Genomic DNA, 12,892 nt, shown 5'->3' on the forward strand with positions numbered 1-12,892 from the left:
ATGCGTGCCGCTGGGCGGAACGACGACCCGGAACGAACCGGAGCGGACGGCCTCGTCGCCGCCCGGATCTCCGCGCTGCTCTCGGCCTTCCGTCCCGGCGACGACGCGCTCGGGGTTTCCGAGCTGGCGCGGCGGACCGGCCTGGCGAAATCGACCGTCCACCGGCTCACCGGGCATCTGGTCGCGACCGGCCTGCTCGAACGGGACGGCGCGGCGCTGCGGCTCGGGCTGAAACTGTTCGAGATCGGCCAGCTGGCCGTACGGCGCCGCGGGCTCGTCGAGGCGGCGCGGCCGTATCTGGCCGATCTCCGCGAGGCGACCCGCAACACCGTGCATCTCGCGGTCCTGGAAGGCACCGAGGTCGTCTATCTCGACATCCTGCGAGGCCCCGACGCGCCGTCACTGCCTTCCCGGATCGGTGGCCGGTTTCCCGCGCACGCCACCGGCGTCGGCAAGGCCATCCTCGCCTTCTCCCCGGAATCCGTGGTGACACAGGTGATCGACGCCGGGTTGCCGCGCGTCAGCGTGCGGACGATCACCGCCGCGGGCCTGTTGCGGCGTCAGCTGGCCAAGATCCACGGTGAAGGAATCGCGTTCGAGCGCGAGGAATCCGGCGTCGGTGTCGTCTGCGCGGCGAGCCCGCTGCTCGACCGGCAAGGTGTCGCGGTGGCGGCGTTGTCGATCTCCGGCTGGGCGAATCGCATGCACACCAACCGGGTCGCGCCCGCGGTGCGGACCGCCGCTTTGGCGTTGTCGCGCACCCTCTGAGCCGTCAGGGTGCCGCCGACGGGAGGCCCATGATGCCGGTGGCCTGCGACCAGACGCAACGCCACGTGCCGCCGTCATCGGTGTAGACGTCGGTGTGCCAGGCCTCGTGCCGCGGGATGTCCGCACCGTCCACGGTGAGTTCTATGACGCACCGGTAGCGGAGGACGACGACGTCGGTGCCGACGATGGCGTCCATGTCGCCGGCCAGTTCCAGTTCCCGATAGGCGACCCGCCCGGTGGCGAGGAGATCGAGGTATTCGGCTTTCGACCACACGGTGCCGGTCGGGTTGCACAACCGGTACTCGGCGGCGTGCAAGCGATCGTAGGCGGCGCGATCCACGTCGAGGAGACATCGGATCCGATCCCGCTCGGCCTTGATCACCTGGCCGGCCACATCGTCGCTCATACCGCTCCTGTTCACTCGTGCCGATGCCGGGCCCTTGAGCATGGCCGTCGGCTACACGGTATCGAGGGACCAGGAGTACGTCACGGCTTCACCAGGTATGCCGGGCTCGCCGCCGAGACACGGCCTAGGCGACGAGCCCTCGCCGGACCAGCTCCGGACGCACGCCCTCGCCGAACCAGTACGCCTCCTCCAGATGCGGATAGCCGGAGAGGACGAACTCCTCGATGCCGTGCGCGTGGTACTCCTCGATCAGGTCGGCGACCTCTTCGTGGCTGCCGACGAGCGCCGTGCCCGCGCCACCACGCACGAGACCGATCCCGGCCCAGAGATTGGGGTACACCTCCAAGCCCCGGACACCGCCGTCGGTCTTCCCGCCGTGCAGCGCGGCCATCCGCCGCTGACCCACGGATTCGCTGGAGGACAACTGTTCCTGGGTGTGGGCGATCCGCTCCGGGTCGATCGCGTCCAGCAGTTTGGCCGCCTCCGCCCAGGCTTCCGCCGACGTGCCACGGGAAAGGGTGTGCAGCCGGATGCCGAAGCGGAGCTTCCGGCCCTGTTCCTCCGCGAGGTCACGGACCTTGGCGATCTTCTCGGCGACCTGCGCGGGCGGCTCGCCCCACGTGAGGTAGACGTCGGCATGCCTCGCCGCGACCGGCAGCGCCGCCTCGGACGAACCACCGAAATAGATCGGCGGTACCGGATCCGGCGCCGCGCGTGTGGTCGCGCCCTCGACTCCGAGGTGCTCGCCGTCGAAGTCGAACGGCTTGCCGCTCCACACTCCGCGAACGATCTCGAGGAACTCGCCGGTGCGGGCGTATCGCTGATCGTGGTCGTGCCGGTCGCCGAAACGGCGCTGCTCGACGGCGTCGCCACCGGTGACGACGTTGAGCAGCACCCGTCCCTGCGAGATCCGCTGGAACGTCCCGGCCATCTGCGCGGCCAGCGTCGGCGAGATCGTCCCTGGCCGGAACGCGACCAGGAATTTGAGGGTGCTCGTCTCGCTGATCAGCGCGGCCGTCGTCAGCCAGGCGTCCTCGCACCAGGTGCCGGTCGGCGTCAGCACGCCTTCGAAACCGTTGGCCTCGGCGGCGCGGGCGACCTGCGCGAGATAGCCGAGGCTCGGCTCACGGCCGGCGGACGCTCCGGCGGCGCGGCTGGCATGGAAGTGCTCGACGATCGTCCGGCCGTCACCGGTGGTGGGCAGGAACCAATGCAGCTTGAGCGTCACGGTTCCGAGCTTCGGCTTCCGGGGCGGGCCCGGTCAATCGGCGGGCTTCGCTTCCCGCGATCTGGACGCCCTTCCCCGCGTTTAGTCCTCTGGATGCGGGAGGCGGTCAGCCGCCGAACATCAGCCGCCATTCCTCCAGCGACTTCGGCCGGAAGACGAAGTTCGTGTCCTTCACCCGTGACAGGTTCGCCGACGGCTCGGCCGAGTACTGGTGGCCCGGGTAGACGACCGGATCGCCGTCCAGCCCGGCCAGCCATTGCAGGCTCCGGTAGATGGCTTCCGCGTCACCGCCGGGGAAATCGGTGCGGCCGCAGCCTTCGAGGAACAGCGTGTCCCCGGAGACGAGCTTCCCGTCGACCAGGAAGCACTGGCTGCCCGGTGTGTGCCCCGGCGTGTGCAGCAGCCGGATCGGCACGGCGCCGACCTCCACGACGTCGTCGTGCTCGTGCGACCTCAGGTCGGTTCCGGAGACACCGGTGATGCGGCGGACCCACTCGGCTTCCGCGCCGTTGACGTGGATCGGCACCTGGACGCGCTCCAGCAGTTCCGCGATCCCCGGCAGTGAGAACCCCATCATCTCGCCGCCGACGTGGTCGGGGTGGTGATGCGTGGCGAGGACACCGGTGAGCCGCATGCCGTCGGCTTCCAGCAGGTCCAGCAGATCGCCGACGGCGTACGCCGGGTCGACGAGCACGGCCTCGTTCGTCTCCCGGTCGCCGATCAGGTAGGCGAAGTTGACCATCTGCGTCGCGACCGGATCCCCCACCGCGAAGTCACGGCCCGCGAGCAACTGCCGGAAGTACAGCCTGTCAGCCATGGCGCCTACCTTACGGCGCTACTCCCCCGTGGTTCCGTCGGCCAGCTCACGCAAGACGTCCAGATGCCCGACGTGGCGCGCGGTCTCCTGAAGGACGTGGGCGAGCACCCAGCGCACGGTGAACTCCCCCGACCTGCGCGCCCGCTCGTCCGGCGAAACTCCGGCCAGCGACGACTCCGACAACGCCCACTCGGCGCGATACGCCTCGACGACCGAACGGGGGTCGTCGTCCTCGGACAGGTCCCAGCTCGGATCCGGTGAGCCTTCCCACAACGAAGGCAGATCGGCACCGCCCGCCTCGATCGAAAGCCACCAGCGTTCCACCGCGGTCAGGTGTTTGAGCAGCCCCAGCGCGCTCGTCCGCGGGGACGACGGCAGCGGTGTCGCGGCCGCCTGTTCCCTGGTCAGCCCGGCGACCTTGTTGACCGCCGTCGCGCGGAGGAAACGCAGGAAGTCCCACTGGATCGCGGTTTCGTCCTCGGCGATCCCGTCCGGCCAGGCGCGGTCCACCGGCTCGGCAGCACTCGAACTCGTGTTCGACATGCGGTCACTGTACACAGCGGACAGGGCTAGGCTCACGATCCATGTGGTGGGGATTGATTTGCGCGTTCTTCGCGGCCTGTGCCTACGGTGTCGCATCGGTGATGCAGGCGATCGCCGCGAAAGCGACTTCGGGCGCCGAAGACCGAGTCGATCCCCGGCTGCTCGTGCGGGTGCTGCGGCAGTGGAAGTTCGTCGCGGGACTGGCGCTGGACGTCCTCGGGTTCGTCGCCCAGGTCGCGGCCCTGCGGGTGCTGCCGCTGTTCGTGGTCCAGGCGGCGCTGGCGGGAAGCCTCGCGGTGACCGCGGTCGCGGCGCGGACGCTCGGCGTCCGGCTCGGCCGTCGCGAATGGACGGCGGTCGCCGTCGTCTGCGCCGGGCTCGGGTTGCTCGGGATGTCGGCGGAGAGCGAGGGCTCGGAGCCGACCGGAACCGGTTTCCGGCTCGTGCTGATCGGCGCGGTGGTCGTCCTCGGTACGGCCGGGATGTTCGCCGGCCGCGCGGCACGGCGGATCCGGACACCGGCGCTGGGCCTGATCGCCGGCCTGTGCTTCGGCGTCGTCGCGCTTTCCGGCCGCGCGCTCACGAGTCTCGCCCCGCTGGATCTGCTGGCCGACCCGGCCACGTACACGCTGGGCGTGGCGGGAGCGCTGGCGATGTTGTTCTACGCCACCGCGTTGCAACGCGGCAGTGTCACCACCTCGACCGCGATGATGGTGATCGGCGAGACCGTCTTCCCGTCCCTGATCGGCGTGCTCGTGCTGGGCGACACCACACGACCGGGTTTCGCGGCCGTGGCGGCGGTCGGCTTCGTGCTCGCGGTTTCGGCCGCGCTCGCGCTGGCCCGCTTCGGCGAGCCCGCGCCGATCGAGCCGGTCAGCGCGCAGCTCGGCTGACCCCGCGCCGGGACACCAGCAGCCAGGCGAGGTACAGCCCGCCGATCGCGCCGGTCACCAGGCCGACGGGCAGGCCCGCCAGGAACTGCTGGGTGACCAGATCACTCGCCACCAGCAGGAGCATGCCCATCAGCGCGGCTGCGGCGAGCCCTGGTCCCGAAGACCGGGTGAGCCGCTTCGACAGCTGAGGCGCGGCGAGGGCCAGGAACGCGATCGGGCCGGCGGCCGCCGTCGCGATCGAACACAGCCCCACACTCACACCGAGCAGCACGACCCGGCTCCGCTGGACCGGCACGCCGAGCCCCATGGCCGAGTCGTCGCCCATCTCCAGCAGTGAAAGCCTTCTGCCGTAGACGAAGCCGGGCGGCAGCAGGACGGCGATGGCGATCGCGACCGGGACGACGTGCTCCCAGCCGCGTCCGTTGAGCCCGCCGACCAGCCAGGCCTGCGCCGCGAGCCCGTCCTGCCAGGCGGCCCTGGTGATCAGGTAGGAGTTGAACGCGATGAGCATCGCGTTCACGCCGATGCCGACGAGGATCAGCCGGAAGGTGTGCGCGCCGCCTTTCAGCGCGAGCAACGCGATCAACGCCGCCGTCACGACGCCGCCGACCAGCGCGCCCAGCGACACCTGGAGCATGCCGCCGTGCACCACGATGATCGTCAGCAGCGCCCCCGCCGCCGCGCCTTCGGTGAAACCGATGAAATCGGGGCTGCCCAAGGGATTCCCGGACAGGCTCTGCAGGATCGCGCCGCTGACCGCGAGCGCGCCGCCGACCAGCAGGGCGGTCAGCAGCCGGGGCAGCCGCAGGGTGGTCACGATGAACTCGGTGCTCCGGTCACCGAAACCGAACAGCGTCTGGATGACCTCGCCGACGGACAGCGGATAGTCGCCCGTGGTCATGCTGACCGCGCCGACGAAGAACACGGCGACGGCCAGCACGGCGACGACGATCGCCGCCCGCGGGGTGACGCGCAGGGAAAGCCCGCCGCCAGGGCTGCGCAGAACGCGGGTGCTCATTCGTGGGTGCTCCTTGATCGCGGTCCCCTTGCCTGATGTCACAGGCGGGCCAACTTCCTGCGGCGGCAGAGCGCGATGAACACCGGCGCCCCGAGGAACGCGACGACGATCCCCGCCTGAAGTTCCTCCGGCGGGTTCAGCACGCGGCCGACGACGTCGGCGCCGATCAGCGCGATCGGCGCGAGGAGCATCGAGTACGGCAGCACCCAGCGCTGATCCGGGCCGACCAGCATCCGCGCGGCGTGCGGCACGGCGAGCCCGAGGAACAGGACCGGTCCGATCGCCGCGGTGCCCGCGCCGCAGAGCAGCATCACCACGATCGCGCCCAGCACCCGGGTGCGGCCCACGTGGGCGCCGAGCGCCTTGCCGGTCTGGTCGCCGAGCGCGAGGACGTTGAGTGGGCGGGCGAGCAGCAGCGCGATGATCACGCCGAGTACGACGAACGGCGAGATCTGGAGGAACACGTCCCATTTGCGGCCGCTGAGCGAACCGACGTTCCAGAACCGGAACTGGTTGAACGTCTCCGGCATCAGCAGCAGCACACCGACGATGTACGCCTGCAGCACCGCCATCACGGCCGAACCGGCGAGCACGAGCCGGTCCGGCGTGGCGCTGCGGCCCGCCGAGCCGAGGACGTACACCACGACCGAGGCGATCGCGGCGCCGGCGAAGGCGAACCAGATGTAGCCGAGCACGCTGGTGACACCGACGAACGCGATGCCCGACACCACCGCGGCCGCGGCGCCGGTGTTGACGCCGAGCAGGCCGGGGTCGGCGAGCGGGTTCCGGGTGAGCGCCTGCATCACCGCGCCCGCGAGCCCGAGCGCCGCCCCGACGACCAGTCCCAGCAGGGTCCGCGGGATGCGGAGGTCGTGGATGATCACCGCGTCGGTCGAGCCGTCGTTGTGCCACAGCACCGACCAGGTGGAGGTGAACGGGATGTTCTTCGACCCCACCCAGATGCTCAGCAGGAACACCAGCGCCAGCAGGGCGAGCCCCACCAGCAGACCGCCGGCGCGGAACGTCCGTGCCGCCGCGCTGGGCGGGGACGCCGCTTCGGGCGGGCGTTCGGTGACGACCACAGGACCTCCTTCAAGTGAGGCGAGGCTAACCGAACGCCGGAGTTCACCTCAACGAGCTACCTACTTAGACTAGCCTTACCTACCTGAACCCAGGGGCGGAGCCGAGGTCGCACGGACAACGGACCGACGCGTGAACGCCCTGTCAACGCGATCGCGAACGCGGGTTCACCCAACCGACAAGAGGATCGGAGGCGCCGGTGACCGCAACGGCCACCACCAGCCGAAGCGTCCTGCGCCAGGCGATTTCCGGGCAGCGACGGCAGGTCACGCTCGCGTCCGTGCTCGCCGCCGGGCACCAGGGCGGTGAAGCACTCGTCCCGGTGATCATCGGCGTGGTGATCGACCAGGCGGTCGACGGCGGTTCCGTCGGCACGCTCGTGCTCTGGCTCGCCGTGCTCGCCGCGGTCTTCGCCGGGCTGTCCTACAGCTACCGGTTCGCCGCGCGCGCGGCCGAGGGCGCGTCGCTGCGGGCCGCGCACGACCTCCGCATCGCGATCAGCCGCCGGGTCCTGCATCCCGGCGGCGGCGCCGAAAACGGCAAGCTGGCGGGCGAGCTGGTCAACATCGGCACCAGCGACGCGCAACGCGTCGGGGTGGTGAACGCGGTGCTGCCGTTCGGGATCGCGGCGCTGGCCGGCGTCCTGGTCAGCGCGGTCGCCCTCCTGCGCATCTCGCTTCCGCTGGGTCTCCTCGTGCTGCTGGGGACGCCACCGCTGCTGTACCTCGCGCATCTCATCGGCAAACCGCTCGAGCGCCGCAGCGAAGCGGAACAGGAGCGGTCCGCGCACGCGTCGGGGGTCGCCACGGATCTGGTCTCCGGGTTGCGGGTGCTCAAGGGCATCGGCGCCGAACCGGCCGCCGTCGCCCGCTACCGCGACACGAGCCAGGACTCGCTCAAGGCGACGTTGCGCGCAGCGCGGGCCAAGGCCTGGCACGACGGTGCCGTGCTGGCCCTGACCGGCATCTTCATCGCGATCGTCGCCCTCGTCGGCGGGCATCTCGCGTCGTCGGGGTCGATCAGCGTCGGCGACCTCGTCGCGGCCGTCGGGCTCGCCCAGTTCCTGCTCACCCCGTTCCTGATCTTCTCGTGGGTCAACGGCGAACTGGCGCAGGGCCGCGCGTCCGCGTCCCGGGTCGCCGATCTGCTGACCACGCCGTCCGCGGTGGAACCGGGCGACGGCGAGCTTCCGTCGCCCGCCACCGGGAACGTCCGGCTCTCCGAGGTCTCGTACGGCTGCCTTCGCGGTGTCGACCTCGACATCCCGGCCGGGCAGCTGATCGGTGTCGTCGCCGCGGATCCGGCCGCCGCGACCGATCTGCTCGACTGCCTCGGCCGGGCGGGCGATCCCGCCGAGGGCGCGGTCCGCGTCGACGGGGTGGATCTGTCCACTGTGGACCCCGAACGGGTACGGGAAGTCGTCCTGGTCGCGGCGCACGACGCGGACCTGTTCGAAGGGACGCTCGCGGAGAACGTCGGCGCCGGGGACCGCTCGCCCGACGAGGCACTGGCCGCGTCGGCGGCGGACGAGGTCGCCGCGGCACTGCCGGACGGCACCGCGACCGCGGTCACCGAACGCGGCCGTTCCCTCTCCGGCGGCCAGCGGCAACGGGTCGCGCTCGCCCGCGCGCTCGCCGCGGACGCGCCGGTGCTCGTCGTCCACGACCCGACGACGGCGGTCGACACGGTGACCGAGGCGAAGATCGCCACCGGGCTCGCCCGGCTACGACGAGGACGGACCACGATCCTGGTGACCACGAGCCCCGCACTGCTCGCCGTGGCGGACCGCGTCGTCGTCCTCGACGGCGGCCGGATCACCGGCGAGGGCGGCCACGCCGAACTCGTCCGCGATCGCGCCGACTACCGCGCGGCGGTGCTGTCATGAGCCGCGAACTCCTCCCGACCGCCGACGGCAAGCGGATCCGGGCGGTCCTCGGCGAACTGCTCCGCACTTCGAAGGCCCGTGCCGCGGGCGCGCTCACGATGCTCGTCGGCGCCACCGCGATCGGGCTGCTCACCGCCCGCCTGCTCGGCCACATCGTCGACCTGGTCATCGAGAAGCGGCCCGCGACCGAACTGGCGACGCCGGTGGTGGCCCTGGTCCTGGTCGCCGTCGCACAGGCGATCGCGACGGCGGTGGGTGTCTCGCTCACCGCGAAGCTCGGCGAAACACTGCTGGCGGAACTGCGCGAACGGTTCGTCGACCGCGCGCTGGGACTCCCGCTGGAGCAGATCGAACGCGCGGGCTCCGGCGACCTGACCGCCCGCGTCACCAACGACGTCACGGTGGTCGCGAGGGCGGTCCGCGAGGCCCTGCCCGAACTGGGCCGCTCGGTGCTCACCATCGTGCTGACCCTCGGCGCGCTCGCCCTCCTCGACTGGCGATTCCTGCTCGCCGCGCTGCTGGCGGCGCCGATCCAGCTGCACACCGTGCGCTGGTACGTCCGCAACGCCGTGCCGTTGTACGCGAAGCAGCGGATCGCGACGGGTTCGCAGCAACAGCAGCTGCTCGACACGATCGGCGGCGCGAAGACCGTCCGCGCGTTCCGGCTCGCCGACGCCCACGTGGAGCGCGTCCGGCAGCGGTCCGAGGGCGCGATGGACCTGATGCTGCGCGGTGTCCGGCTGATGACGAAGTTCTTCGCCCGGCTCAACCTCGCCGAGTTCATCGGTCTCTCGGCCGTGCTCGCGGCCGGTTTCCTGCTGGTGGGCGCCGACGCGGTGACCGTCGGCGCGGCGACGGCGGCGGCGTTGTACTTCCACAGCCTGTTCGGCCCGATCAACACCGCGCTGGCGCTGGTGGACGACGCGCAAGCGGCCGCCGCGAGCCTCGCCCGGCTGATCGGTGTCGCCGACCTGCCCGCACCGCGCGAACCCGCGCGGCCGGCGAGGCCCGTCGACGCGTCGGTGAAGGCGGCCGGGATCTCCCATTCCTATGTGGACGGACACCCGGTGCTGCGGGACGTCGACCTCGACCTCTCCCCCGGCGAACGGGTCGCCCTGGTCGGGGCGAGCGGGGCCGGGAAGACGACGCTGGCCAAGCTGATCGCCGGGATCCACACCCCGGCTTCGGGCACGATCTCCGTCGGCGGGGTCCCGCTCGACGAACTCGGGCCGTCCGCCACGCGGCGGGCGGTCGCGCTGATCAGCCAGGAGGTGCACGTCTTCGCCGGCTCGCTGGCGGACGACCTCCGGCTGGCCCGTCCGGACGCGTCCGACACGGATCTGGTGGCAGCACTGGAAAAGGTCGGCGCCCGCGGCTGGGCGGAGGCGCTGAGCGACGGGCTCTCGACCGTCGTCGGGGAGGGCGGGCATCAGCTGACCGTCACCCAGGCGCAGCAGCTGGCGCTGGCCAGGCTGGTGCTCGCCGATCCGCCGATCGCGATCCTCGACGAGGCCACCGCGGAAGCCGGGAGCGCGGGCGCGAAGACCCTCGAAGCCGCCGCGGCCGCCGCCTTGGAAGGGCGGACCGGCCTCGTGGTCGCGCACCGGCTGACGCAGGCGGCGGCTTCGGACCGCGTCGTCGTGCTCGACGCGGGCGTGATCGTCGAAAGCGGGACGCACGACGAACTCGTGGCCTCAGGTGGTCAGTACGCAACGCTTTGGGCGGCCTGGTCCGACAACCGTTCACAGACGTGACCCGGGACGCAGCGTCACCGGTTGCAATCGGCGCGTCGGCGTCTTAGGTTAGCCAAACCTGATTCTCGATTAATCCGGCATTACGCCGGACAGCCGATCACGAAGGACGGATGATGGCCCGAATCCCCACCCTCTCCGCCGTGCGAGGACGCCTGAAGACCGCCGGACTGCTGGCGTCCACCCTGGTGCTGGCCGCCTCGCTCACCGCGTGCGGAGGAGGCGGCGAGTCGGCCACTCCGGCCGCGCAGAACTCCGCCGGCTCCGCGGTCGACGCCAACGCGTTCCCGACCACCATCGAGCACAAGTACGGCAGCACCACCATCACGCAGGAGCCCAAGCGCGTCGTCACGGTCGGCCTGACCGAGCAGGACGCGCTGCTCGCCCTCGGCGTGGTGCCGGTGGGGGTCACCGAGTGGCTCGGCAAGTTCCCCGGCACGATCGGCCCGTGGGCGACCGACAAGCTCGGCGGCGCCGCGCTGCCCGAGGTCCTCAAGGACGTGGACGGGCCGCAGTACGAGAAGATCGCCGCGCTCAAGCCGGATCTGATCATCGCCCTGTACTCCGGGCTCACCAAGGAGCAGTACGACAAGCTGAGCCAGATCGGCGTCCCGGTCGTCGCGCAGCCCAAGGAGTACAACGACTACGGCATCCCGTGGAACGAAGCGACCAAGAAGGTCGGCCAGGCCGTCGGGCGCGCCACCAAGGCGAACGAACTGGTCAAGGCCGTCGAGGACAAGTTCGCCCAGGCCCGCAAGGACCACCCGGAGTTCGCGGGCAAGTCGGCGCTGATGGCGTCGACCTACGAGGGCTACTTCGTCTACGGCAGCCAGGACGGCCGCTCGCACATCCTCGAATCGCTCGGCTTCAAGCTGCCCGCCGACCTCGACGCCGTCATCGGTGACAAGTTCGGCAAGAGCCTCAGCGCGGAACGCACCGACCTGCTCGACCGCGACGCGCTCGTCTGGCTCATCGACACCCCGGCCAAGGCGCAGGAGATCCTCGGCAAGGACGCGCTCTACACCGGCCTCAAGGTGGCGAAGGAGAAGCGCGAGGTCTTCATCGAGAACGAAGGCAACTACGGCAGCGCGGTCTCCTTCGTGACCGTGCTGAGCCTGCCGTACGTGATCGACCGGATCGTCCCGCAGCTGGCCGCGGCGGTCGACGGTGACCCGAAGACCGAGGTCAAGCCGGCGAGCTGAGCCTTTTGGCGATTTGCGCGTGAAGGTCTGGTGGCCGACAGCGAGCGGGGAGGATTTCGGACGTTGAATGTCCGGAATCCTCCCCGCTCGACCTCACTTCGCATCCCTGAACTCGACGATGGAGGAATTGGGACGTTGAGTGTCCTAGTTCCTCCATCGTCGGCGACAGCGATCATCATGAGGCGGCGTGCCGTCCCTCCAGTCACGCGACTTCCTTGGTTCTAACCGTCTTTCACCACTCACGAGGCCAGGAGTTGTGCAGGGGCACGGTGATCTGCTTGAGCCAGGTCTTCGTGGTGAAGTCGCGGGCCTTGATCACCACCGAGCCGGGCGACACCTCGACCTGCAGCCCCTGGTTGAACGCGCCGCCGAGGGACACTTCCCCGCCCTTGCCGTCGTCCGTCCATCCGGTCTGGACGGCCGCGGTGTTGACCACGGTGAACCCTTCGAGGTTGGCGGTGCCCGGGACCACCCGGCGGACCACCCAGTCCGACAGGTTGAGGTCCCAGTGCGTGTGCCCGGAGAACAGGAACACGTCCCGGTGCCGCCCGAGGATCGAAAGCAGCCTGTCCGGCTGGAGGTAGTCGGACCGGTAGAGCTTGTTGTGCGTACCGGAAACCGTGTTGGGCAGCGGATGATGGGTCAGCACCATCACCGGGCTGCGCCGGTTCGACCAGTACCGGAGCCGCTGCTCCAGCCAGGTGAACTGGCGGTCGCTCATCCAGACCTCGTCCCACAGCTTGGGGTCGTGGTACTTCGCGTACCGCTCGGTCCCGAGGCAGAGCACCGGAACCCCGCCGAACGACGTCTCGCTGTAGACGGTGTTGCGGCCCGCGAACCGGTAGAAGCTGCGGAACAGCGAGTCCTCGGTCGTCCCGTTGGGCCAGGTCTCCTGCGCGAGCGTGTCGGGATCCCGCCATTTCGGGACGTAGAACTCGTGATTGCCGATGGCCCACGCGACCTCGCGCGGATGCGGGTGCTTGTCGAACGTCGAGCGGAGCTGGGCGTACTCGAAGTCGTAGCCGCGCGGGGTGAGATCACCCGCGATACCGAGCCCCGCACTGCGCGGGTTGATCGCGTGCAGGTCGTCGAGCGCCTTGCCGAAGTCGGTGAGATCACCCTGGATGTCACTCAAGATGTTGAAGCGGACGACCGGCCCGTGCGGCCCCCGCTTCTCCTGTGCCTCGGCCTGTCCCGGCAGCATCGCCGCCCCCGCCGCCGCACCGCCGGCGGCCACCATGAACGCTCTTCGATCCATAACCCGAACGCTAGTCACGTTTTATGGACGAATTCGGTCGCGC

12 protein-coding genes are annotated in these 12,892 nt (G+C 70.4%); 5 read left to right on the plus strand and 7 right to left on the minus strand.

Going from position 1 to position 12,892, the window contains the following annotated elements:
• Window positions 1-768 carry an IclR family transcriptional regulator gene (locus MJQ72_RS09885; protein ID WP_240598801.1) on the plus strand — a complete coding sequence of 256 codons (768 nt, stop codon included), beginning with the start codon at window positions 1-3 and terminating at the stop codon, window positions 766-768.
• A 4-nt stretch (window positions 769-772) separates the two neighbouring features.
• On the opposite strand, the gene MJQ72_RS09890 is transcribed toward MJQ72_RS09885, so the two are convergent.
• The 4 genes from MJQ72_RS09890 to MJQ72_RS09905 all read right to left on the minus strand — a co-directional run bounded on the left by MJQ72_RS09890 (window position 773) and on the right by MJQ72_RS09905 (window position 3,762).
• Complete coding sequence (locus MJQ72_RS09890) at window positions 773-1,174, minus strand: nuclear transport factor 2 family protein (RefSeq protein WP_240598802.1); 402 nt, start codon at window positions 1,172-1,174, stop codon at window positions 773-775.
• 124 nt (window positions 1,175-1,298) lie between these two features.
• On the minus strand, window positions 1,299-2,402 hold the full coding sequence (locus MJQ72_RS09895; RefSeq protein ID WP_240598803.1) for an LLM class flavin-dependent oxidoreductase: 1,104 nt from the start codon (window positions 2,400-2,402) through the stop codon (window positions 1,299-1,301).
• A 106-nt stretch (window positions 2,403-2,508) separates the two neighbouring features.
• Window positions 2,509-3,219: an MBL fold metallo-hydrolase gene (locus tag MJQ72_RS09900; RefSeq protein WP_240598804.1), complete on the minus strand. Its 711-nt coding sequence runs from the start codon at window positions 3,217-3,219 to the stop codon at window positions 2,509-2,511.
• A gap of 18 nt (window positions 3,220-3,237) precedes the next feature.
• A complete protein-coding gene (locus MJQ72_RS09905) occupies window positions 3,238-3,762 on the minus strand; it encodes a DinB family protein (protein WP_240598805.1) in 525 nt (174 codons plus the stop codon).
• A 41-nt stretch (window positions 3,763-3,803) separates the two neighbouring features.
• On the opposite strand from MJQ72_RS09905, the gene MJQ72_RS09910 reads away from it, so the two are divergent.
• A complete protein-coding gene (locus tag MJQ72_RS09910; protein WP_240598806.1) occupies window positions 3,804-4,655 on the plus strand; it encodes a hypothetical protein in 852 nt (283 codons plus the stop codon).
• Here the strand turns inward: MJQ72_RS09910 and MJQ72_RS09915 are convergent.
• Both MJQ72_RS09915 and MJQ72_RS09920 read right to left on the minus strand, forming a co-directional pair.
• Window positions 4,636-5,673, minus strand: a complete 1,038-nt coding sequence (locus MJQ72_RS09915) for an iron chelate uptake ABC transporter family permease subunit (RefSeq protein ID WP_240598807.1) — start codon at window positions 5,671-5,673, stop codon at window positions 4,636-4,638. The genes MJQ72_RS09910 and MJQ72_RS09915 overlap by 20 nt on opposite strands.
• 38 nt (window positions 5,674-5,711) lie before the next feature.
• Complete coding sequence (locus tag MJQ72_RS09920) at window positions 5,712-6,755, minus strand: iron ABC transporter permease (protein WP_240598808.1); 1,044 nt, start codon at window positions 6,753-6,755, stop codon at window positions 5,712-5,714.
• Window positions 6,756-6,952: 197 nt separating this feature from the next.
• Between MJQ72_RS09920 and MJQ72_RS09925 the strand changes: the two genes are divergently transcribed.
• From MJQ72_RS09925 to MJQ72_RS09935, 3 genes are all read left to right on the plus strand, one after another.
• Window positions 6,953-8,638, plus strand: coding sequence for an ABC transporter ATP-binding protein (locus MJQ72_RS09925; RefSeq protein WP_240598809.1), 1,686 nt, complete (start codon window positions 6,953-6,955; stop codon window positions 8,636-8,638).
• Window positions 8,635-10,392, plus strand: coding sequence for an ABC transporter ATP-binding protein (locus MJQ72_RS09930; RefSeq protein WP_240598810.1), 1,758 nt, complete (start codon window positions 8,635-8,637; stop codon window positions 10,390-10,392). The genes MJQ72_RS09925 and MJQ72_RS09930 overlap by 4 nt, the downstream gene beginning before the upstream one ends.
• Window positions 10,393-10,505: 113 nt before the next feature.
• Window positions 10,506-11,591 carry an iron-siderophore ABC transporter substrate-binding protein gene (locus tag MJQ72_RS09935; protein ID WP_240598811.1) on the plus strand — a complete coding sequence of 362 codons (1,086 nt, stop codon included), beginning with the start codon at window positions 10,506-10,508 and terminating at the stop codon, window positions 11,589-11,591.
• Between the two features lie 232 nt (window positions 11,592-11,823).
• On the opposite strand, the gene MJQ72_RS09940 is transcribed toward MJQ72_RS09935, so the two are convergent.
• Window positions 11,824-12,849: a metallophosphoesterase gene (locus MJQ72_RS09940; RefSeq protein ID WP_240598813.1), complete on the minus strand. Its 1,026-nt coding sequence runs from the start codon at window positions 12,847-12,849 to the stop codon at window positions 11,824-11,826.
• Window positions 12,850-12,892: the final 43 nt, after the last annotated feature.

The organism is Amycolatopsis sp. EV170708-02-1 (assembly GCF_022479115.1).
Classification (GTDB): domain Bacteria; phylum Actinomycetota; class Actinomycetes; order Mycobacteriales; family Pseudonocardiaceae; genus Amycolatopsis.